Origin of the sequence: Actinoplanes sp. CA-252034 (genome assembly GCF_050956125.1) — a bacterium.
Classification (GTDB): Bacteria; Actinomycetota; Actinomycetes; order Mycobacteriales; family Micromonosporaceae; genus Actinoplanes.
This window is the reverse complement of record NZ_CP191846.1, coordinates 2,792,214-2,814,310: the sequence shown is the minus strand read 5'-3', so window position 1 is coordinate 2,814,310 and position 22,097 is coordinate 2,792,214. Positions and strand designations below refer to the sequence as shown.

General features: G+C 71.7%; 17 protein-coding genes and 1 pseudogene. 6 read left to right on the top strand and 12 right to left on the bottom strand.

The window, feature by feature from the left end; translation table 11 throughout:
• Nucleotides 1-39: 39 nt before the first annotated feature.
• The 4 genes from ACQPZW_RS12610 to ACQPZW_RS12595 are packed head-to-tail and all read right to left on the bottom strand — an operon-like array spanning nt 40 to nt 5,035.
• On the bottom strand, nt 40-1,086 hold the full coding sequence (locus ACQPZW_RS12610; RefSeq protein WP_433795031.1) for a hypothetical protein: 1,047 nt from the start codon (nt 1,084-1,086) through the stop codon (nt 40-42).
• Nucleotides 1,076-1,744 (bottom strand): sugar transferase, encoded by a 669-nt coding sequence (locus tag ACQPZW_RS12605; RefSeq protein WP_433795030.1) that lies wholly within the window; start codon nt 1,742-1,744, stop codon nt 1,076-1,078. Before ACQPZW_RS12605 ends, ACQPZW_RS12610 begins: the two co-directional genes overlap by 11 nt.
• A gap of 22 nt (nt 1,745-1,766) precedes the next feature.
• Nucleotides 1,767-3,023 (bottom strand): nucleotide sugar dehydrogenase, encoded by a 1,257-nt coding sequence (locus tag ACQPZW_RS12600; RefSeq protein ID WP_433795029.1) that lies wholly within the window; start codon nt 3,021-3,023, stop codon nt 1,767-1,769.
• A gap of 53 nt (nt 3,024-3,076) precedes the next feature.
• Nucleotides 3,077-5,035 (bottom strand): polysaccharide biosynthesis protein, encoded by a 1,959-nt coding sequence (locus tag ACQPZW_RS12595; protein WP_433795028.1) that lies wholly within the window; start codon nt 5,033-5,035, stop codon nt 3,077-3,079.
• Between the two features lie 380 nt (nt 5,036-5,415).
• Here ACQPZW_RS12595 and ACQPZW_RS12590 point away from each other — a divergent pair, with 380 nt between their 5' ends.
• On the top strand, nt 5,416-6,642 hold the full coding sequence (locus ACQPZW_RS12590) for a glycosyltransferase (protein WP_433795027.1): 1,227 nt from the start codon (nt 5,416-5,418) through the stop codon (nt 6,640-6,642).
• Nucleotides 6,643-6,706: 64 nt separating this feature from the next.
• On the opposite strand, the pseudogene ACQPZW_RS12585 reads toward ACQPZW_RS12590, so the two are convergent.
• Both ACQPZW_RS12585 and ACQPZW_RS12580 read right to left on the bottom strand, forming a co-directional pair.
• Nucleotides 6,707-6,853: pseudogene (locus ACQPZW_RS12585) on the bottom strand (VanZ family protein); the annotation flags it as partial.
• A gap of 316 nt (nt 6,854-7,169) precedes the next feature.
• Nucleotides 7,170-7,775 carry a response regulator transcription factor gene (locus tag ACQPZW_RS12580; protein ID WP_433795026.1) on the bottom strand — a complete coding sequence of 202 codons (606 nt, stop codon included), beginning with the start codon at nt 7,773-7,775 and terminating at the stop codon, nt 7,170-7,172.
• A gap of 1,067 nt (nt 7,776-8,842) precedes the next feature.
• Here ACQPZW_RS12580 and ACQPZW_RS12575 point away from each other — a divergent pair.
• The 3 genes from ACQPZW_RS12575 (at nt 8,843) to ACQPZW_RS12565 (ending at nt 12,933) form a co-directional block, all read left to right on the top strand.
• Entirely contained in the window at nt 8,843-10,273 is a 1,431-nt protein-coding gene (locus ACQPZW_RS12575) for a hypothetical protein (RefSeq protein WP_433795025.1), read from the top strand.
• A gap of 138 nt (nt 10,274-10,411) precedes the next feature.
• Nucleotides 10,412-11,599: an AAA family ATPase gene (locus tag ACQPZW_RS12570; RefSeq protein ID WP_433795024.1), complete on the top strand. Its 1,188-nt coding sequence runs from the start codon at nt 10,412-10,414 to the stop codon at nt 11,597-11,599.
• 107 nt (nt 11,600-11,706) lie between these two features.
• Nucleotides 11,707-12,933 carry a vWA domain-containing protein gene (locus ACQPZW_RS12565; protein WP_433795023.1) on the top strand — a complete coding sequence of 409 codons (1,227 nt, stop codon included), beginning with the start codon at nt 11,707-11,709 and terminating at the stop codon, nt 12,931-12,933.
• Between the two features lie 383 nt (nt 12,934-13,316).
• On the opposite strand, the gene ACQPZW_RS12560 is transcribed toward ACQPZW_RS12565, so the two are convergent.
• The 3 genes from ACQPZW_RS12560 to ACQPZW_RS12550 all read right to left on the bottom strand — a co-directional run bounded on the left by ACQPZW_RS12560 (nt 13,317) and on the right by ACQPZW_RS12550 (nt 16,273).
• Nucleotides 13,317-13,961 carry a phosphotransferase gene (locus ACQPZW_RS12560; RefSeq protein ID WP_433795022.1) on the bottom strand — a complete coding sequence of 215 codons (645 nt, stop codon included), beginning with the start codon at nt 13,959-13,961 and terminating at the stop codon, nt 13,317-13,319.
• A gap of 94 nt (nt 13,962-14,055) precedes the next feature.
• Nucleotides 14,056-15,627 carry a DHA2 family efflux MFS transporter permease subunit gene (locus ACQPZW_RS12555; protein ID WP_433795021.1) on the bottom strand — a complete coding sequence of 524 codons (1,572 nt, stop codon included), beginning with the start codon at nt 15,625-15,627 and terminating at the stop codon, nt 14,056-14,058.
• Between the two features lie 58 nt (nt 15,628-15,685).
• Nucleotides 15,686-16,273: a lysostaphin resistance A-like protein gene (locus ACQPZW_RS12550; RefSeq protein ID WP_433795020.1), complete on the bottom strand. Its 588-nt coding sequence runs from the start codon at nt 16,271-16,273 to the stop codon at nt 15,686-15,688.
• A gap of 277 nt (nt 16,274-16,550) precedes the next feature.
• Here ACQPZW_RS12550 and ACQPZW_RS12545 point away from each other — a divergent pair, with 277 nt between their 5' ends.
• On the top strand, nt 16,551-18,401 hold the full coding sequence (locus ACQPZW_RS12545; RefSeq protein WP_433795019.1) for an elongation factor G: 1,851 nt from the start codon (nt 16,551-16,553) through the stop codon (nt 18,399-18,401).
• A 37-nt stretch (nt 18,402-18,438) separates the two neighbouring features.
• Here ACQPZW_RS12545 and ACQPZW_RS12540 read toward each other — a convergent pair whose 3' ends face one another.
• Nucleotides 18,439-19,887: a nucleotidyl transferase AbiEii/AbiGii toxin family protein gene (locus ACQPZW_RS12540; RefSeq protein ID WP_433795018.1), complete on the bottom strand. Its 1,449-nt coding sequence runs from the start codon at nt 19,885-19,887 to the stop codon at nt 18,439-18,441.
• A gap of 2 nt (nt 19,888-19,889) precedes the next feature.
• Nucleotides 19,890-20,738 (bottom strand): N-acetyltransferase family protein, encoded by an 849-nt coding sequence (locus ACQPZW_RS12535; RefSeq protein WP_433795017.1) that lies wholly within the window; start codon nt 20,736-20,738, stop codon nt 19,890-19,892.
• Nucleotides 20,739-20,786: 48 nt separating this feature from the next.
• Here ACQPZW_RS12535 and ACQPZW_RS12530 point away from each other — a divergent pair, with 48 nt between their 5' ends.
• The gene (locus ACQPZW_RS12530; protein WP_433795016.1) at nt 20,787-21,353 is read left to right on the top strand and encodes an NUDIX hydrolase; all 567 of its coding nucleotides are present in this window, start codon (nt 20,787-20,789) and stop codon (nt 21,351-21,353) included.
• Here ACQPZW_RS12530 and ACQPZW_RS12525 read toward each other — a convergent pair.
• The gene (locus ACQPZW_RS12525) at nt 21,331-21,918 is read right to left on the bottom strand and encodes a dihydrofolate reductase family protein (RefSeq protein WP_433795015.1); all 588 of its coding nucleotides are present in this window, start codon (nt 21,916-21,918) and stop codon (nt 21,331-21,333) included. The genes ACQPZW_RS12530 and ACQPZW_RS12525 overlap by 23 nt on opposite strands.
• Nucleotides 21,919-22,097 lie beyond the last annotated feature (179 nt).

Below are 22,097 nucleotides of genomic sequence, written 5' to 3'. Positions count from 1 at the left end.
CCTTGATCACCCAGCGTGGACCGGCAAGTCACTCTCGGATCATATGACTCCGGAAAGATCCATGCGAGCGAATCCCTCGACGGACTCCACGAGGCGCTGCAGATCGGCCGGCCCGCAGCGGTGGTCGACCGGCAGCGTCAGCATCCGGTCGGCCAGGTCGGCGGCCTCCTCGTCGCCGCTCCAGAACCCGTCGCGGTCCTGCCGCCAGTGCACCGGGGCGAAGATCCCGACCCCCGCGAGGTACGCCAGCAGACCGTCCCGTTCCTTCTCGGAGGCGAGCACGAGTTGCACCCGGAAACCTCCGGCGCCCAGCACCCGCTCCCCCAGCCCCGTGGCCACCTCTTGCGCGTTCCGCGAGCTCGACGACCGTATCCCCTCGATGTCCAGGAAGGGCAGCAACGCCGCGGTGACCGCCGACGTCTCCGCCGCACTGCCGAGGATCTCCTGTTCGCCCTGCTGCTGCAGGGCGCGGAAGCGGTCCTTCGGGATCGGCCGCCCGTCGAGCCACGCGGTCTTGAGCAGCATCGCCGCGAGTTTGAGGCCGGCGGCCCGCTGCGGCCCGGTCCCGGAGGGTCGCGGCAGGTCGCGGCCGGACGGCGACCAGAGCAGGCCGCCGTCGGGCAGGGGCAGGGTCTTGCGCAGCGAGGCGACCGCGTAGGCGGCGGTGCTGGTGCGCGCCCAGTCGCTGAACGGGTCGTGCGAGTGGTCCTCGATCACGGTGACGCGGGGGTGCGCCCGGGCCCAGTTGTGCCAGGCGGTGCCCTCCTCGCGGCCGAACAGGTTCTGGGCGAGCACGACGTCGCCTTCGGCGGCCCGCAGCGTCTCCCAGCGCGGGCCCTCGTTCGGCAGGTGCCGGTAGAAGGTGACCGGGATCTGCCGGGCGAGGAGCTCGGCGACGCCCATGCAGAAGTAGCCGGGCACGTGCAGGCGCCCGGCCGGGGCCAGGTGGTGCAGCAGAGTGCCGAGCGCGCCACTCGCGGTGGCGAACAGCTCGTGGCCGGGGAGCCATCGGGGCAGACCGCCCTGCTCCGGATCGAGCAGGGCGGCCGGGTCGAAGTGGAACTCCGAGCCGATCTCAGGCGGCACGGCTGACTTCACCATCGGTGACGGAAGCGGAGTCGGTGACGGTCTTCTGGCGGGCGATGTTGATCTGGTCGACGTGGACCGGCGGCTCGTCGCGGTTCAGGGTGACCGCGGTGCGCCACAGGATCTTCAGGTCGAGGGCGGGCGACCAGTTGTCGACATACCACCGGTCCAGGACGAACCGCTGGTCCCAGTCGATGTCGTCGCGGCCGTTGACCTGTGCCCAGCCGGTGATGCCGGGTCTCACCTCGAGACGGCGGGCGTCCTGCGGCGAGTAGCGGGCGACCTGCGGCAGCACGTCCGGGCGGGGGCCGACCAGGTTCATCTGGCCGCGCAGCACGTTGATCAGCTGCGGCAGCTCGTCGAGGCTGGTCCGCCGCAGGAACCGGCCGCAGCGGGTGATCCGCGGGTCGTTCTCGACCAGGCCGAACGGGTCGTCGATGCCGAGCTGGGCGCTCATCGCGACGGAGTTGTGGACCATCGAGCGGAACTTCAGCATCCGGAACGGGACGCCGTCCTTGCCGGCCCGGTCCTGGACGAAGAGGACGCCCCTACCGTCGGCGATCCGGATCCAGGCGGCGATCGCGAGGATCACCGGGGCGAGCAGGACGAGCATTCCGAGGGCGGTCAGCCGGTTGACGGCGTTCCAGATCAGGCGCACGGTTTCCTCTTCTCCTACGGCTTCACAGCGACTCGACGGCCGGGCCGGTCAGGCGGTGGCGGGTGTCGAGCACGTACGGCGCGTGTTCCAGCACCAGGTCCAGGTCGAAGTCGTCGTGGTCGGCGAGCAGCACCACGGCGTCGGAGGCGGCGACCTGCTCGGCGGTGAGCGGCACCATCCGGACCCGGCTGTCGACGTGGGCGTCCTCGATCACATGCGGGTCGGCGGCGCTGACCTCGGCGCCCATGTCCAGCAGCAGGGAGGCGACCCGGCGGGCGGGCGACTCCCGGGCGTCGCCGCTGTTCTTCTTGTAGGCCAGGCCGAGCAGCAGGACCCGCGACCCGTTGACCGCCTTGCGCCGCTGGTTGAGGGCGGCGACCAGGCGGCGTACCACGTAGTCGGGCATGTGGTTGTTGATGTCGTTGGCCAGCTCGACGAAGCGGAAGCTCTGGCCGAGGGTCCGCTGCACCCGCCACGACAGGTAGGACGGGTCGATCGGCAGGCAGTGGCCGCCGACGCCGGGGCCGGGCACGAACCGCATGTAGCCGAACGGTTTCGAGCTGGCGGCGCCGATCGCCTCCCAGACGTCGATGCCGAGGTCGTGGGCGTACACCGCCAGCTCGTTGACCAGGGCGATGTTGACGTGCCGGAAGGTGTTCTCGAGCAGCTTGGCCAGCTCGGCGACCTTCGGGTCGGAGACCGGCACGGTCGTCTCCACCACCGACGCGTAGAAGGCCTGCACCATGGCCAGCGACGCCGGGTCGATGCCGGACACCACCTTCGGCGTGGTGACCAGATTCCACTCCCGGTTGCCCGGGTCGATGCGCTCGGGGCTGTAACCGAGGTGGAAGTCGACGCCCGCGATCAGGCCGGAGCCCTCCTCCAGCAGGGGCGCCACCAGCTCGGACGTGGTGCCGGGGTAGGTGGTCGACTCCAGGGCTACGGTGGCGCCCGGCCGCAGGTAGCGGGCCAGGGTACGGGCCGAGTCCTCGATGTAGGTGAGGTCCGGGCTGCCGTCGCGCAGCGGGGTCGGCACCGCGATCACGGCGATGTCGAAGCCGGCGCAGGCGCGCGGGTCCGACGACGGGTGGAACGAGCCGGTCGCCAGCACCCGCTGCAGGTCGGCCGAGGAGACGTCGTCGACGTAGGACTCGCCGGCGGCGAGCCGCTTGATCCGATCGTCGTCGACGTCGAAGCCGACGACGGTGTGCCCGACCTCGGCGGCGCGGACCGCGAGCGGCAGCCCCACGTAGCCCTGACCGGCGATGACGACCCGCATAAGCGTGTTCTCCTTCGTGGATGGTTTGGCGTGCCGGGTCTTGCGCCTGCGGCTCATGGACGCGTGCCGAACGGGACGGCCGCGGCCGACTCGGCGCGGCGCTGCTTGCCGGCGAAGACCGGGTGCGGCGACTTGGGCAGGGCGGGACTGTCGGCCAGCCAGTGCAGGACGGCGATCAGGTCCTCGCGCGGCGACGACGGGTCGAGCAGCGACAGCACCGCACCGTCCAGCGGGGGCACCGGCGCCTGCGAGATCAGCGGGTGGTTGGGGCGGTGGTCGGTCTCGTTCGGCCCGAGCAGCACCTCGGCGAGCTTCTCGGCCGGCCGCAGTCCGGTGTAGACGATCTGGATGTGCTGGTCGGCGGCGTCGGCGATGCGCTTGGCGACGTCGGCGATGCGTACCGGCTCGCCCATGTCGAGGATCAGCACCTCGCCCTTGCTCTCCAGCGCGCCGGCCTGGATGACCAGGCGCACCGCCTCCTGGACGGTCATGAAGTAGCGGGTAACGTCCGGGTGGGTGACGGTGATCGGTCCGCCCGCCTCGACCTGGGCGGCGAACGCGGTGAGCACCGAGCCGCGCGAGCCGAGCACGTTGCCGAACCGGACGCTGCAGTAGGTGCCGGTCGCGGCGGCGTCGGCGGCCGCGGTGAGCCGCTCGGTGATCCGCTTCGAGTAGCCGAGGACACTGCACGGATCCGCGGCCTTGTCGGTGGAGATGTTGACGAGGCGGTCCACGTTGTGGCGCATCGCGGTCTGCAGGATCTGGTACGTGCCGATGATGTTCGTCTTGAGCGCCTCGGACGGGTGCATCTCCAGCAGCGGCAGGTGCTTGAGGGCCGCGGCGTGGAAGACGACCTGCGGCTTGTGCTCGGCGAACACCTCGTCGAGGCGCTGCTGGTCACGGATGTCGGCGACGACCAGGTTGCGGTCGTCCAACTGCCCACGGCCGTCGATCGAGAGTTGTACGGCGTGCAGCCCCGACTCGTCACGGTCCAGCATCACCAGCTTCGCCGGGTGGAAGCGGGCCAGCTGGCGGCACAGCTCCGAGCCGATCGAGCCGCCCGCCCCGGTGACGAGCACCCGGCGGCCCTCCAGGTAGCCGGCGACGGCGGCCAGGTCGATGCCGACCTCGCGGCGGCCGAGCAGGTCCTCGTGACTGACCGGGCGGATGTCCTCGACCCGGACGGTACGCCCGAACAGCTCCACCACCGGCGGGACGACCTTGAGGTCCACGTTGAGCGGCTGCGCCAGCTCGGTCAGCGCCCGGATCAGGTCGGCGCTCGCGCTGGGGATCGCGATGACCACGGCATCGGCCTTGAACCGGCGGACCACGTCGGCCATGTCGTCGCGGGTGCCGCAGACCGGCACGCCCATCACCCGGAGACTGCGCTTGGCCGGGTCGTCGTCGAGCAGGGCCACCGGGACGTACCGGCTGCGCGGGCTGCGCAGCATCGCCCGGATCACCTGGGTGGCGCCCTCGCCGGCGCCCATCACCACGACCCGGCCGCCGCGCTCCGGCGACGGGCGCAGGCGGCTGTCCTGCAGCGAGCGGACGATGTAGCGCACGCCCGCGGCCAGGACCAGCGTGAACAGGCCGGCCGCGATGATCGCCGAGCGGGGCACGAGACGGCCCAACAGGGTGTCCAGGACGAGCAGCGCCGGAGTGGTCACCACGGCGGTGCGGACCAGGGCGGCGATCTCGTCGAAACAGCCGTACGCCCAGCGTCCGGTGTAGAGCCCGAAATGGATGCCGGCCGCGGTGTGCACGACCGCGGCGACCGCGGACAGCACCACCAGACCGGAGAGGTCGACCTCACCGATGTGGCCGTCGTGGCGCAGCAACGTCGCGATCAGCAGCGCGGCGCCCAGGGCCACCGCGTCGACGGCCGCGCGTGCCGCACGGCCGGGCAGGGCTCGGCGGTACCACGGAACCGGGTGTGGGCCCGGACCGCGCCAGTCGCCGGGAGTCGCGTCGGCGCTGCTGCCGCCGGACGCTCGTCGCCGTACCTGCATGGAATCCCCCTCGTACGATGCCGGCCGCGGATCCTTCGTCGCCCGAACAAGGAAAAGCGAGCCGGCGCAAATGCATTTCCGGACATGAAATGCCGCCGTGGCTCCCTTTTAGTGAAATTAGCGTTGCAGCCTTCAGGGGGCGGATTACAGTAGCAATTGTCATAGGCTACGCGAGGAAATCTCACTTTCACTGATCAGCATTTTTCACCGATACGTACGGGCGCTCCGGCATGGCCATTCGGCGGAGGATGTCATATCTACGATGAGAAGCTCTCGCCTTAGGCGTGACATCTGCGACTTCCGTTGCAGCGCAGTTTCCGGCAGCGTCTTCAGGGCGGGTGTGCAAGCGTTCTGTCGAGAATGCGACCGGGGGACAAAGGATGAGGGTGCTGCACGTCATCAGCACGCTGGAACCGGGTGGGGCCGAAAGCCAATTGCGGTTGCTGGTGCGCCGGACGCCCTACGACAGCGAGGTCGTCACGCTCGGCGCGGCAGCTCGGCTCGACGTGCCGGTGCACCGGATACCGAGCGGGCGCGACCACGATCCGGGAGCCGTCCGGAGGCTGCGGCGGCTCATGCGCGACGGCCGGTACGACCTGGTGCACACCCACCTGCACCGGGCGTGTGTGCAGGGCCGGATCGCCGCACGGCTGGCCGGCGTGCCGCACATCGTCGCGACCGAGCACCACCTCGACGACCCGTCGTCCGCCCTCTACCGCCTCGGTGAGCGACTCGGCCAGGTCACCATCGCCCCGTCACCGGCGGCCGCCGGGCGGCTGCGCTCGTGGGGCGTGCCGGACCGGCGGATCGTCACCATCCCCAAGGCCATCGACCCGGCCGAGTTCCGGTTCGACCCGATCCTGCGAGCCGCCGCCCGCGCCCGCCTCGGCATCGACGCCGGGCAGCCGGTCATCGGCAGCGTCGGCCGGCTCGCCCCCGACCGGCGGGTGGACCTGCTGATCCGGGCGATCGCCGAGGTGCCGGACGCGGTGCTGCTGCTGGCCGGGGACGGGCCCGCCCGCGCCGACCTGGAACGCCTCGCCGAGATCGTGGGCGTCGCCGGGCGGGTCCGGTTCGCCGGCGCGGTCGGCCACCCGCGCGAGACGCTCTGCGCCCTCGACGTCTTCGCCTCCCCCGACCAGTCCACGTTCGGGCTGGCCACACTGGAGGCGGTGGCCGCCGGCCTGCCGGCCGTCTACGGCTCGTGCGTGCCGCTGGAGGAGCGAGCCGCCGCACGGACTCCGGTCGACGGCACCCACCGGCTCTCCCAGGACCGCGAGTCGCTGCCCCGGGCCCTGCGCGCCGAGCTGCTGTGCCTGGCCGAGCGGCGCGGCGACCGGCTGCCGGCCCGGTCAGCGGGAGAGCGGTACGACGCCACCCACCTGGCCGACGCGGTCCGGCGACTCTACGAGCAGGTCGCCGCCCGGCCGGTGCGCCGCTTCATCGGGCCGCCGCCGTGGCATCGGGGCCGGTTCGCGACCTCCGGCCGGATCGGGGCCGCCGGCCGATCCGGGGCTTCCGGCCGGATCGGGGCCCCCGGCCGGCTCGGTCGCTTCGGGCGGAGGAGCAGCTTTCCACGACCCGGCGGAAACGTGCGAAACGCATGAGACGCCAGAGCACCACGTAGCCGAACGCGGCCCCGAACGTGTTCGACACGACGTCGTGCAGATCCGCCCAGCGCCGGCCGTTCAACGTGAGCAGCAGGATCAGCTGGGTCAGCTCGACGGCCAGGCTGAGCACGAAGCCGATCCGCACCACGCGGCCCCACTCGCGCACCCCGAACACCAGATAGAGCACCGTCGCCAACGGCACCGTCATCAGCGTGTTCAGGACGAAGTCACGCTTGCGCATGTCGATGATCGGCACCCACAGGATCCGGGACAGGTCCGGAGGCGCCGCGCCCGGCCCCCACGCCAGGCTCATCGGCAGCATCGTGGCGCCGAGCACGGCCACCGCATACCACCCGGCCAGCCAGAACACCGCCACGCGCACGAGAACGAGCTCACCGCGCCGGTGGAGCACCACCACGGAAACGACCATCAAAAGGATGCCCAGGGGCAAAAGAACGGGCAGCGCGGGAATGTCAAGCCGGTGGATCAGCATCTGTTCCCACGCTACCCGGCCCACGCTCGGCTCAGCGCAGCCAACCCTGCTTGCGAGCGATGCGGATGGCGTCCAGCCGGTTACGCGCACCGGTCTTGGAAATGACCGCGGAAAGGTAATTGCGAACGGTGCCGCCCGATAGATAGAGGCGGCCGGCGATCTCCTTCACCGACTCGCCCTCCGCGGCCAGGCCCAGCACCTCCAGCTCACGGGTGCTCAGGCCGCGGTCGGTGTTGAGCGAGGCGGCCTGCAGCATCGGCGACACCACCCGCTCACCACGGGCCAGGCGCCGCACCGTGTCCGCCAGCATCGCCGGCGACGCGTCCTTGATCAGGAAGTTCAGCCCGCCGTTCCATCGCCGGGGCGGCAGCATGCCCCGTTTCGAGGGGTCGCAGAGCAGCAGCATCGAGCACGACGGGATCGCGGTGTGCAGCTGATCGGCGACCGGCAGGACCTGGCTCACCATGTACTGCGTGTCGATCACCACGACCGCCGGCCACAACTGGGCGGCGCGCTGGGCCAGGTCACCGCCGAGCGGCAGGGTGTCGACGTAATGCATGTCCGGTTCGGTCTCGAGGAACGCACGCACCGGGACACCGAAATATCCCTCGTCTCTGACCACAACCACCCGGATCATCACACCACCCTCGTCGATGGACGCCCGGCGCCGGCCGGTTGTCGACCTGTCAGGAACGCAGGATGCACGTACCTTTCTAGCGCCCCGTGTCCATTCGGCGGACCGCGGGGCGACAGATCTTCCATTGATCCGGGAAAACGGTCGTCCTCCCAGTTCACAGGCATTTCGTGCCAATGGAGATCACCATTGGCCACATACTTAACGTAACGGGCCGGGGCACTCTGCGCACCTGCCCATAGCCGATCGAACGAGTCAGGTATGCCGGATCAACGAATCTGGGGGCCGAAATGACCAGGACATGGAGCATTCATCGAAGAGAAACTTAGGAGCTTTCCTGCCATTTCTGGACCAAACGTACCGCGAAATGATCGATTTTCGCCATTCCGATCACCTGATAGTGGACACGATTCCCTCTCCGCGGCCGAACCGTTATCCACGCCATTCATGATCGACCGGGAAACCGAGCGGATCTCACGCGTCCGAAAAGGATTACCCATTCCTCCCACCGGGTGACAGCGTCATCAGGTCACGGCTCCGGTGCCCATTCCGGGCATTTCGCGCACTCTTCTCATTTGGTACGGGCCACGGCGTCCACCACCGCAACCCACACCGTCCCGCCGAGCCCCGCGACGTCCGCGGGACGCCGGACCGCACCGCGGCCGCCGGGCTGAATGCGGCAGCCACCCGCCAGACGTCACCCGGACACCGCCACGGCACCGCCATCGGGGCGGGTCGGCCACAACCGGGGCGGGTCGGCCACAGCCGGGGCGGCTCGGCCACAACCGGGGCGGCTCGGCCACAACCGGGGCGGCTCGGCTACAACCGGCGCGGGTCGGCCACAGCCGGTGCGGGTCGCATCCAGCCCGGCGGCCGCGGGTCGGCCGGGACGCTGCGGCGGCGTCGCGGGGGACGGACGGGACGGGAATGGTGCGGTTGAGGAGGGTCGAAGGCGTACAAAAGCGGCATTAGGTTTGGGGTTGGCGGGGTTGGGGTGAGCATGTACGCTGCCCGGCAATGGACACCTTCGTTTGTGGATCGGGGGTCTCGTTCGCGCCAGGTGAGTGCTGATGCGCTCCTTGATCGCGGACGGGAGGGCCCGTCTTCTCAGTTGGCGGCGCGTGCGGGAGTTCGCCGTGCCGACCTTGATGATCGAAACCGCTACCGCTCGCCGGGCTGCCGGCGACTGGGCCGGGGCGTGTGCCGCGGCGCACGTCGATGTGGATCTCGACCTTCGTGCCGTGGCGTCCGGACAGGGGCGTGATCTCGCGGCGCTGGTTCGTGCCGATCTGCGGCGGCTCGCTCCCGACCTGCTGCGCTGGCATCTGCCGCGGGCCGTCTCCGGCGGTCTGCTGCGGCCGGGGCTGACCATGTCGCTGGCCCGGTACGCCCGGGACGACCACGACGTGCACCTCGTGGCACGGACCGCGCCCAGCTGGGCCGATGCCGGGCAGCGGATCAGCCTCGCGTTGTGGGACCCCGCCGAACCGGATGTCGGGCCGCACCCCCGGCCACGGCCGGACCGCCGCTTTCGGCTCGACCTCCATCCCCACCTCTGGGCCGCCGATCGCGCCCTCGAACTGCGCGACCGCTGCGGCCTGCCCGGCACCGATCCGGCGCCAGACGACGAAGCGGGCCTTGAACCACCCGACGGCTGCGGCCCGCTGGGCACCGATCGCGCGCGGAACGACGAAGCGGGCTGGATGGGTGACGTGCCGGGTGGGCGCGGGTTCGCGGTGCGCCGATGGACGGCCGAGGCGGCGATCCTGCGGGCGGCCGACGGGCACGACGGGCCGGTCGCCGTTCGGCTCGGGAACGGGCGGCGGCTCCTGCTGTCGGCGCGCGGCGGCACGGTCGTCCGCGGCGGAAACGGCGAGCCGGTCCTCCCCCATGCCGCCACGTGGATGCCGCCCGACCTGGAACTCCTCCAGGCCGGGATGATCACCGTCGAGCTGTTGCACCCGCTGGTCGCCGAGGCGCTGGCACCGGCCGGCAGCGCCCGGAAGCCGGCATCGGCGGGGGACGGCGGTGATCCGGTGGCGGGCCGGCCCCGGCTGGTGGAGTGCTGCGGGGAGACGCATCGACTGGAGCTGGTGGACGGCCGGCTCACACCCCTCGACCACGGTGACGACGAGTTGCGCCGGGAGGAGTTGCTCGCGATCCTCGGCGGGCCGCCGCTGCCCTGCCTGCGGGCCGTCACCGCCGCCGCCCGGCAGCCGGAGTGCCTCGACGAGGTGCGTGCCCGGCTGGACCACGGCGACCACGCCGGTGCGGCCGCGCTCGTCGCCGGGATCCTGGGGCCGGAGATCGAGCCGGACGGCGCGCTGCGCGAGGCGTTCACCGATGCCCACGAGGGCCTGATCGAGCACGGTCTCTACCGGGCCGGGCTGGCCGCGCGGGTCCCGGCCGGGGTGACCGCGCCGGTCGGGCCACGCGAGGGCCACGCCGGCCGTCGCGGCCGGCACCACCGGCTCCCGAAGAGGGCAGCCGTCCTCCGCTGACCCCGCACCGGGCCACCCCTGGTGGCCGCCCTCCCTTGACCGGCTCCGGGCCACCGCTGGTGGCCGCCCTCCGCTGACCCGCACCGAGCTACCCCTGGTGGCCGCGACTGGCCACCCCTCTCCCCAAAGGTGATCGATATGATGCTTTCTGACCCGAATCTCCCTGTCGCCGACGACCTGATCGCGCTGCTCACCGCGACCGGCACCGAGTCCCGACCGGACAACCAGCTCGAGGCCCTCACCCTGGCCGTGGCCGCCGACCTGCCGGTGCTGCTGTGGGGCGAGCCCGGCATCGGCAAGACGGCCACCCTCCATCAGCTCGCCGACGGCCTCGGACTGCCCCTGACCACGGTGATCGCCAGCGTGCACGAGCCCTCCGACTTCGCCGGGCTGCCGGTCGTCGGCGACGACCCGGCGACGCAGGGTGTGCCGATGGCCCCGCCGGACTGGGCGGTTCGGCTGGTCCGCGCCGGCAAGGGCCTGCTGTTCCTGGACGAGCTGTCGACCGCCCCGCCCGCCGTACAGGCGGCCCTGCTGCGGGTCGTCCTGGAACGGCGGGTCGGGGCGCTGCGGCTGCCACCGGGCGTGCGGATCGTGGCGGCCGCCAACCCGCGCTCCTCGGCCGCCGACGGGTGGGAGCTGAGCCCGCCGCTGGCCAACCGGTTCGTCCACCTGCAATGGGCGTACGAGCACGAGGTCGTGGTGCGTGGCCTGGGCGGCACGTGGCCACGGGCGGTGCTGCCCCGACTCGACCCGGACCTGCTGCCCGACGCGGTGACGCGAGCCCGGCGAGCGGTGTGCGGGTTCCTGGACGCGCGGCCGACGCTGGTGCACCGGCTGCCGGACAGCGAAGCCCGCCGGGGTGGTCCGTGGCCGTCGCCGCGCAGCTGGGACATGGCGTTGCGGCTGGTCGCGTTCGCCACGGCGGCCGGTGTGTCCCGTGAGGTGCTGTCGATGCTGGTCCGCGGCACGGTCGGCGACGGTCCCGGCCTGGAACTGCTGGCCTTCATCGACCGGCTCGACCTGCCCGACCCGGAGACGCTGCTCGCCGACCCGGCCGCCGCCGTCCTCCCGCAGCGCGGTGACCTGCGGCAGGCGACCCTCGACGGCGTGGTGGAGGCGGTCCGCAAGCGGCCGGAACGGTCCCGCTGGGACGCGGCGTGGGCCGTGCTGGTCCGGGCTCTGGAGACCGGCGCGCCGGATCTGGTGGTGGTGCCGGCGTCCACACTGGCCGCGCTGCGCCGCGACGAATGGCCGGTGCCGATGGAGATGGAGCGCCTGGCCCCGGTGGTGACCCTGCGGCGGCGGGTGGCGGCCGCCCGATGAACGCCCCCGTCGCCGGTGTCCACGATGTTCCAGCCGGCCCACCGGTCCGTACCCCCCGCGGTCGTGGCCCGCATGCGACACCTCACCACCCACCCGGTGGCAGACCGGTGCGGGCCGTCTTCACCCGGGAGGAGACCGAGAAGTTGTACGCCGCCAGGCTGTTCGCCGCCGAGGCACGGCCGTACCTGGCGACCGCGTTGTACGCGCTGAAGCCGATCCTGTCGTGGACGGTGCCGACGATGGCCGTCGACCGGTACTGGCGCTGCTACGTCTCCCCCGCCTTCGTGGCCGCCACACCCGTCGACGAGCTGGCCGGCGTCTGGGTGCACGAGGTCTCCCACCTGCTGCGCGACCATCACGGACGCGGGGAGCGGCTGGCCACCGAGAAGGACCTGACCGGCCCGGGCGACCGCCTGCGGATGAACATCGCCGCCGATTTCGAGATCAACGACGACGTGTACGGGGACGGCCTGCCCCGCCCCCACGGCGCGATCGGCCCTGAGCTGTTGGGGCTGGAGCCCGGCAAGCTCATGGAGGAGTACCTGCCGATGATCGCGATGGGCCTGTACTGCCGGGAGCTCTCGTGGCTGGATTGCGGTGGCGGCGCCGACGGTTCGGACCGGCCGTGGGAGCTCGGCCCGGACGGCGCGGCGGGCCTCGACGAGCAGGAACGGGCGCTGGTCCGCTACCGGGTGGCGCAGGGGATGCTCGGCCGCGGTGACACCCCCGGCGGCTGGCAGCGCTGGGCGACGAAGGTGGTGCACCCGCCGCAGCCGTGGCGTCGGCTGCTGGGCAACGCGGTCCGCTCGGCCGTCTCGGCGCCGGGCGTCGGCGAGGACTACGTCTACCACCGCCCGTCCCGCCGGTCGTCGAGCCTGCCCGGCGTGATCCTGCCGAGCCTGCGCCGCCGCCCGCCCCGGGTCACCGTGGTCATCGACACGTCGGGTTCGGTCAGTGACAGCGAACTCGGCACCGCCCTCCTCGAGGTGGCCGCGATCACCCGGGCCGTGGGCGGGCGCCGAGACCTGGTGCACGTCGTCTCCTGCGACGCCGCCGCACACGTGACCGGCGAGATCTGCGAATCCGAGGGCATCCCCCTGATCGGTGGCGGCGGCACCGACCTGCGCGAGGGCTTCGCCAAGGCCCTGACCAACGGCCCGGCCCCGGACGTGATCGTGGTGCTGACCGACGGCCAGACCCCGTGGCCGTCCCGGAAGCCGGCCTGCCGCACGGTGATCGGCCTGTTCCCACGGTCGCGCCGCGTCGACGAGGACGATCCCGACTTCGACCTGAACCTGCCCCCGTCCTGGGCGCGCGTGGTCCGCCTCGGCTGAGACGGCACGAACCCGCGGCCAGGACGGCCCACCCACGGCACCACCGTCCTGAGCCGGCACGAACCCGCCGCCAGGGCGGCTCACCCGCGGCACCGCTGCGGGAAACGGGGGGCGGTCCTGGCGGTGACGAGCTCGCGAGCCGTCGCTCACCCCCGGTCATCGACCGGCGGACAGGCACCTGAGCGACGGCTCGCGACCGGACCGAAAGCCCGGCAACGGCGACACGCGGCAGGTCACGACCAGCGCCGTGGGCGGATCAGCGAGCGGGCGGATCGGCGGGCGGGCAGACGAACCAGCGGGCGGCCGGACGGACGGCGGCGGACGGACGGACGGCGGACGGCGGACGGCGGCGGACGGCGGACGGCGGCGGACGGGTCGGCGGATCAGGAGAGCGCGTCGTGGATGAGCGGGGTCACGGTGGCGGCGAGGCCGCCGGCTTCGGTGGCGGTGAGCGCGGGATCGGCCCGGCGGATCTCCAGCGCCTCGCCGAGGCCGTCGAGCGGGTCGCCGCCGGCACGTGTCAGGAAGGCGGTGAGGAACGCGGTGGCCGCGGCGGTGTGCGGGTGGCCGGAGTCGGCGGCGACCTGCGCCATGATGATCGCGGTGAGGCACACGTCGACGGCGGGCCGGCCCTCGGCGGCGTTGTGCCAGTCGATCACGACCGGGCCGCGCGCGGTCAGCATGACGTTCTCGGGGTGAAGGTCGCGGTGCAGGATGCTGCCCCGGCCGGATCGAGAGGGCAACCGGTGCAGGCTGTCGTGGAGACGAACGAGGATCGCGGCACCGTCGTCGACACCGAGGTCTCCGGCGGTGAACGCGTCCGTCATGGTCGGCCAGTCGAGCCTCTCCAGGATCATGTCGGCGCCGCTCGCCGAGTGGACGTGCGGCACCGGATATCCGTGCCCGGCCAGGTAGGTCATCAGCCGGGCCTCGGCCGTCGCGTCGTCGCCCCGGCGGTAGCGCCGCAGCACCCGACCCTCGTCGATCGCATAGACGTCCGCCTCACGCCCGGAGCCGAGAAGACTCATGCCGGTCACGGTACCGCCGCGGTGGAAGGCCGCCCGGCCGCCACGAAACGGGGCGACCGGGCGGCGACGACGATCAGTGCGGGACGACCGACGATCAGTGCAGGACGACCGGGGTGGCGCCCTTCTCCTGGTCGAGGAGGTGGGACTCCTCCTTCTTGCGGGGCAGGAACAGCGCCGGGATCAGGGTGACCAGGGTGAGCACGAAAGCCACCGTGAAGGTGGTTGCGAACGCGTCGGCCGCGAAGTCCAGACCCCGCTCCAGCAGGGCCTGGTCGGGGAAGCCGGCCACGGCCTCGGGCTTCATCTGGCCGGCGATGGCGAGGCCGGCCTCGGTGACCGGGTCGGAGCCCGGCGGGACGGGGATGCCGGGGACGGCCGGCGAGTCGTTGAGCTCGGAGGTGAGGATCACCGACATCACGGCGCCACCGACCGAGCCGGCGATCTGCTGCAGGATGTTGAGCAGGGTCGAGCCGCGGGCCACCTCGTGACTGGTGAGCGTGCGCAGCGCGGACGTCATGATCGGCATCATGGTGCCGCCCATGCCGAGGCCCATGACGAACAGCGAGCCGCACAACAGCACATACGACGTGTCGGCGTCGACCTGAGTGAACGCGAAGAAGCCGGCCGCGATCAGGAGCAGCGCGAACGGGACGGTCCGGCCGACCGGGATCTTGTCGGCGAGCATGCCGGCGATCGGCATGGTGACCATGGCGCCGATGCCCTGCGGGGCCATCAGCAGACCGGCGTGCAGCGTCGACTCACCGTGGATCTGCAGGAAGTAACTGGGGAACAGCAGGCCGGCGCCCATGAACGCGACCGTGAAGACGGCCAGGGTGACCGACGCGACGGTCAGGTTGCGGTTGCGCAGCAGGCGCAGGTCGAGCAGCGGGTGCCTCGGCTTGAACGAGTAGAAGACGAACCCGATCACCAGCAGGGCGCCGACGAGCATCGGGACCCACACCTTGGTGGCGCTGATCGTCTGCTCCTCGGGCAGCGTGGAGACGCCGTAGAGGAAGAGCGCGAGACCGGGCGACAGCATCAGCATGCCGATGAAGTCGAACGACTCGGACGGCTCCGGGGTGTCCTTGGGCAGCACGATCTGGGCGTAGATCAGCGCGCCGATGCCGATCGGCAGGTTGATCAGGAAGATCCAGTGCCAGCTGTACGAGTCGATGAGCCAGCCGCCGAGGATGGGGCCGCTGATCGGGCCGAGCAGCATCGGGATGCCGAGGACCGCCATGAGCCGGCCGATGCGCTCGGGGCCGGCCGCCCTGGTCATGATCGTCATGCCGAGCGGCATCAGCATGCCGCCGCCGAGGCCCTGGAGCACCCGGTAGGCCACGAGCTGCCCGATGTTGTCGGCGGTGGCGCAGAGCACCGAGCCGAGGGTGAACAGCAGCAGCGCGGTCATGTAGAGGCGCTTGGTGCCGAATCGGTCGGCGGCCCAGCCAGTCAGCGGGATGACCGTGGCGAGAGCGAGGGTGTAGCCGGTCATGGTCCAGGCGACCTCGGCGTACGTCGCGCCGAACTGCTCCTGGAACGTCGGGATCGCCACGCTGACCACGGTGACGTCGAGGATCGACATGATGGCGCCGAGGACTACAACCCCGGCGATCTTGAGTACGGCGCCGTCCAGTTTCGCCGGCGCCGAGGTCTGACTGCTCACAACATCTCCACAGGTAGGACGGCATTCCGGAGCTTAGTGACGGGGTACGACACGGTTCTCAGGATTTATCAGGGCCGCCGGAATCCGTCGGGCCGGATCGGCGCACCCATGCCGAAGCGAGTATTCCCAGGCCATTGGCGGTCCAGTGGAGGACGAACGGCGCGATGAGGCCACCCGAGGCGGCGCGGAGAAAGCTGAGAAGAACCCCCGCCAGGGTGGTGAACGCCACTTCCCCTCTGTCCGGAAGATGCCAGAGCCCGAAGAGCACCGCCGTGATCGCGGTCGCCCAGCCCACTCCGAGGTCGCCGGCGAGCAGTCCCCACAGCACTCCGCGGAACGCCACCTCCTCGAAGACCACGGTCGAGAGCGGCACCCCGATCAGGGCCCGGCGGACCGGGTGATCGTAGGAGCGGGCGGCGAGGGCACGGCGCCCGGCGGGGACGAGGAGCACGATCCCGTACCCGGCCGTCATGGCGAGGGCCGCGCCCAGTGCGTACCCCCAGCCCTGGAGGGGAAGGGTGACCCCGGAGACCGTGACCAGCAACGCCGCGGCGAGTGGCCCGATGAAGGGCTGGGCCCGGGCCGGGCCGAGGCGGTTCCCGACGCGGACCGCCGCCATGATCAGTAGGACGACGGCGATCGTCATCGGCTGGCGAGGTCCCGGGCGAGGCCCGGATCGATCAGCATGACCGCCACCTTAATCGCTCGACGCCGCGTGGCCCGCTCTCGTACCGTTGCGCCATCACCGCGACCGGAGAGGAGACACGGCCATGCGCTACCGCACCGCCGTCGTCATCCCCGTGTCGCGTTTCGAGCTGATCCTCGTGTCTGGTGCGGCCGGCTCCGGCTGCGCCACCGGGGCCGGTCGCCGCCTGTAACAGGCGCAGTCCGCCTTCCGATCAGACTCGAAAGAATCCACGATCATGCATGTCCGTAATATCGGCATCCTTGCGCACGTCGACGCCGGCAAGACCACCCTCACCGAGCGGATCCTGTTCGCCACCGGTACGACCCACCGAACCGGACGGGTCGACGACGGCAACACCGTGACCGATTTCGATCCACAGGAGCGCGACCGGGGCATCACCATCTTCGCCGCGGCCGTGAGCTGCGACTGGGCCGGTCACCGGATCAACCTGATCGACACGCCCGGCCACGTCGACTTCTCCGACGAGGTGGAGCGGTCGCTGCGTGTCCTGGACGGCGCGGTCGCCGTCTTCGACGGGGTGGCCGGTGTGGAGCCGCAGTCGGAGACGGTGTGGCGCACCGCCGACCGCTACCGCGTGCCCCGGATCGCGTTCGTCAACAAGCTCGACCGGGCCGGTGCCGATCTGGACGCCGCGGTGGCCTCGATCCGTGACCGGCTCGAGGTGATTCCGCTGGTGGTGCAGGTGCCCGCCGGCCGGGAGGGCGACCTCACCGGGGTGATCGACCTCGTCGATCAGCCGCCGCCGTCGGTCGCCGGGGCACGGAGGGCGCTGGAGGAGGCGGTCGCCGAGCTGCATCCCGACGCGCTGGACGAACTGGACGACATGTCCGACCCGACACTGAAGAGGGCGATACGAGACCTGGTCAGAAGCGGACAGGCGGTACCCGTTCTGTGTGGCTCCGCCTACCGGGACATCGGTGTGGAACAACTGCTCGACGCCGTCGTGGACTACCTGCCCGCACCGGCCGGCGACAGCACGAAGGATCCGGTGGCGCTGGTCTTCAAGAAACGGGACCGGCTCAGCTACCTGCGCGTCTACGACGGAACGATCACGAAGGGGGATGTCATGTGGGACGCGCGCGACGGCCGTACCGAAAGAGTTTCGCGCATCCTCCGGGTCCAGGCCGACCGGCACACCGACATCGACCGGGCGGTCGCCGGCGACATCGTCGCCGTCACCGGGCTGAAGGCCGTCCGCACCGGCGCCACCCTCTCGACCAGGGCCAACCCGGTCGTGCTGGAGGCGCCGCGGGTGACCGAGCCGCTGGTCTCGGTCGCGGTGGAGGCCCGCACGCGAGCCGACGCGCAACGTCTGCCGGGCGCTCTCGCGGCGCTGGCCGGGGAAGACCCCTCGCTGACGGTACGCACGGACGCCGAAACCGGTCAGACGGTGCTGTCCGGCCTGGGTGAGCTGCATCTGGAGGTGGCCGTGGAGAAGCTGCGGCAGGCGACCGGCCTGGCACTGACCACCGGCCGCCCGCAGGTCGCCTACCGGCTGGCGGTGACCGGCGGCGTCACCGGGTTCGTCCACCGGCACGTCAAACAGGACGGTGGCTCCGGCCAGTTCGCGCACGTCGTCCTGGACGTCACGCCGATCGACGGGACCGGCTTCGAGTTCGCCTCGACGGTGACGGGGGGCCGGGTGCCGGCCGAGTTCGCCCGGGCGGTCGAGGCGGGCTGCCGGGAGGCGCTCGCCGACGGTGAGCACCCGGTGGTGGGGCTGCGAGTGACGCTCACCGACGGTCAGACGCACGTCAAGGACTCGTCGGAGATGGCGTTCCGGGCGGCGGGCCGGTTCGGGCTGCGTCAGGCGCTGCTCGCCTGCACGCTCACGCTGCTCGAACCGGTCGCCGAGGTGACGGTCAGCGCGCCGTCGGACACGATCGGCGCGGTCCTCGGCGACCTCGCCGCCCGACGCGCCCAGGTGACCGACTCCTCGGTGCGCACGGTGACCGCCACGGTTCCGCTGGCCGAGCTGTTCGGGTACGCGACCCGGCTGCGCAGCCGCACCCACGGCCGGGGCACGTTCACCAGCCGTCCGGCCGGCTACCGCCCGGCGGCGTGAGTGACGGGCGGGCCCGGGGTCCTCCCCCGGGCCCGTCTCACTGCCGGTCGAGGGCCAGGGCCAGCCGCCGCTGCCAGTGCACGGCGTCACCGGGCACTCCCGGGTACTCGCCGGCAAAGTTGTCCCAGTCCACGTCGTGCCAGGTCAGCGGGGTGGCGGCGGAGAACGTGTGCGCCTCGTCGCCGAGCTCCGGCAGCAACAGCTCGCGGACCAGCTCGACGTCGACGGTGGTGTGCTCGGCCAGCAGCGTGGCGTCGTACAGGTCCTTGCCCTGCGGGTAGCGGTCGGTGGTCAGCCACAGCAGCTTCCACGCCAGTGAGAGCTCGGCCGTCGCCGCCGGCACGGGGACCCTCACCCCGGGCAGGGCGACGGGCTCCGGCTCGATCGGCAGGCGCTCGCCGAACACCACGTCGATCTGGACGCTGCCGTCGGGCACGCCCGGCGCGGAGTACGGGATGACGAGACGGCGGCCGTCGGCACGTTCGTACGTCCAGATCGCCGATTCGCCCGCCTCGTCGGGCCGCAGGCCGGCCCGGGACGCCGCCGCCTTGATCCCGTCGAGCAGTTCCCGTGCCTCCGCGCTGTCGCTGGTGACGTCCACCGGCGTGACGACGAAGTCGAGGTCACCGGGCCGCCGGGCGTCGTCGCCGAACCAGGCCCGCATGACGGCGCTGCCGCGCAGCACCAGATGCTGCGCCCACCGGCTGCCGCCGAGCACGGAGAGCAGGTCGTTCATCGCCGTCTCCCGGGCCGCGCGCCAGCGCCGGCCGAGCATCGGGTCGGCGAAGATCGGCTCACCCGGCCGGTAGGCGTTGTCGAACTGCTTGAGCGCGGGGTCGAAGGCGAGCAGCTGCTCGACCTCACGGCCACCCGGAACCGGCCGGAAGGTGGCCGGCATGCCCTGCCGGACGATCCCACCGACGACCCGCCGCGGGTTCTCCAGCGCTCGGCCCGGCGTCAGCCAGCCGGTGTCCCATCCGGGATTGCTGTCGTGCCGGATCACCCACCGCCGTATCGACACGAATTCCAGACCCAGTCCACGCAGGGCCGCCGACAGGGTGGCGAGGCTCGCCAGGGCGGCGTCGGGATCGGCGTCCGCGCAGCGCTGAACGATGATCGGGCGCGGGTCACGGCACAGTCCGGCCCCGCTGACCTCGAGCAGGTCGGCGAGCGCGAGCATCCCGGCCACCCGGGACGGCTCCGACCGCAGCTCGATGTGGTGCTCGAAGCTCCGCTCGTCCGTCCGTGCCTCGTCTGCCGGCGCCAGAGTGCGGGTCCGCATCGGCCGCAGCCAGCGCCGGCCGGACCGTTCGATCTCCTCGGTCCACCGGCGGATGACAGCCGCTCCGCCGGGCGCCACCAGCATGGGCTGCGAACGCTGCCTGCCCCGCTCCAGCCGGACATGCCGGAACTCCACGTCGCGGCCGGCGGCGAACTCGGCGAGGGCGTCGGCCAGGACGCCTTCCACCGTGATGAGGCTGATCACGGTCAGCTCCGCAGGTCGATCTGGTAGAGCAGGCTGCGGTGGGTGGGCCGGTAGCCGAGCGCGTCGTTGACCCGGCGCATCACGACGTTGCTGTCGGCGGTGTCGGCGAGCAGCCCGCTCAGCTTCGGGAACCGCGCCCGGACCTCCTCGATCTGCGCGACCTTCAGCCACCGGGCCAGTCCTCGCCCGCGATGCTCGGGCAGCACCCCGGTCCCGTAGTGCTGCCCGTCCCCGGTGCCGTCCCCGGCCACCACGACCTCGGTGAACCCGGCGATCTCCCCGTCCGGCGCGATCACGGCCGTGGTCAGCAGGATCTCACCGCGCCCGGCCACCGCCGCGGCGACCGTGTGCAGCCGTTTCACGTCCCACACGTCCGGCTCCCAGGCGGCGTCGTCCATCGGCATGTCGTCCATGGCCCGCCGCGACCGCGCGAACGTCCCGGCCAGCTCGTCGGTCACCGCGCCCTCCCAGTGCACGATCCGATAGCCGTCGACCGATCCGGCTTCGCCGGAGAAGGAGCCGAGATCGAGCCGGGTGTACGTGAGAGCCAGCACCCGCCGCATTCCGGCCGCCACACAGAACGACTCCCCCGCGGAGCCCTCCTCGACCGCCGGCCCGAGCAGCGCCGGCAGTCCACGCCCGGTGGCCGACTCGACGGCGGCCCGCAGCAGCCGGGTGCCGACACCGGCCCGGCGTTCCGCGGGATGCACGGTGATCCGCAGGTCGGCGGACCCGCCCCCGGACGGGAGGTACACCCGGGCGCTGCCGAGCGGGCGGCCGTCGTCGCCCTCGGCGATCCAGACGGGGTTGCCGCCGGTGGGGTCGGTGAGGGTGGTGATGCGTGTGGTCATGCGACGCATTGTCACCTGGTTGGCACAAAGGGGTGCCATCATTTTCGGATGCGTTCAACGGTGGCGGCAGTGCACGACGTGGTGACCAGGCTCGAACCGGCCGACAATCTCGAGGGTGAGCACCGGGGGCACGCCCTCGGCTGGCTGCGGAGCACCGACGACGTGTTCCGCCGGGTCAAGCCGGCCGAGCCGTCCCGGCATCTGGTGTCCTACGTGGTCCCGGTGGATCCGGCGGACGGGAGCCTGCTGCTGGTCGAGCACGTCAACGCGGGCCGGTGGCTGCCTCCGGGCGGGCACGTGGAGGTGGACGAGGACCCGTACGAGACGGCGGCCCGCGAGATCGAGGAGGAGCTCGGGGTCACCGCTCCGGTCTCCCCTGCCCCGCTCTTCCTGACCGTCACCGAGACCGTCGGCATCGACGCGGGACATGTCGACGTGAGCCTGTGGTACACGGTCGTGATCGGCCGCGACCAGCCGTTGCGGCCGGACGCCGACGAGTTCCACAGCGTCCGGTGGTGGAGCCGTGACGAGATCGTCAAGTCCGATCCGGCGCTGTTCGACCCGCACCTGAGCCGTTTCCTGAGGAAGCTGCCTAACGCAGAACGCGGTAGGTGAGGTGGGTGACGCCCCGGCCCTCGATCACCCGCGGATCGCTGAGGCGGACCGGCGTCACCACCTGATCACCGAAGAAGCTGGTGCCGGCGCCGAGCAGCACCGGCACCAGTGACACGGTGATCTCGTCGAGCAGTCCGGCGTCCAGGTACTGCTGGGTGAGCGTCGGCGTCGACACCGACACGGCCCGCTCCCCCGCCGTCTTCTGGGCGGCCTCCAGCGCCGCGATCGCATCGGTCCAGAACGACGTCTCCGAGTCGTCGCGCGGCCACCCGCCCGGCACCGAGTGGCTCACCACGAACACCGGGCATCCGGCCGGATGCCGCCCGCCCCAGCCGTCGGTGTTCTCGAAGAGCCGGCGCCCGCAGATCAGCGCGCCCGTCTCGTCCAGCGCCGGCCGCAGGAACCCGGCGCTCGCCTCGGTCACGTGGAACCTCCAGCTCGGATCAGCGCCCGGCACCTCGACGTCGCCGTTCTGATACCACCCGAACAGCTCGGCCACACCGTCGTACTCATCGGCGACGAACCCGTCCAGCGACATGGACAGGGCAGCGACGACCTTGCCCATGGCAGGCCTCCTCACGCGCATCCCTACCTCGCAGGTTTCCCCCTCGGAGCGGTTCACGCAAGCCATTCATCTGCGCATTCGCCCAGGTGAGGACTCCGCGCGCAGGCCTCCGCGCGGTGCACTCGGCCGGCCGGCGAGCAACGACGAGAGGCCCCCGCCCCGTGGGGAGGACGGCTGTG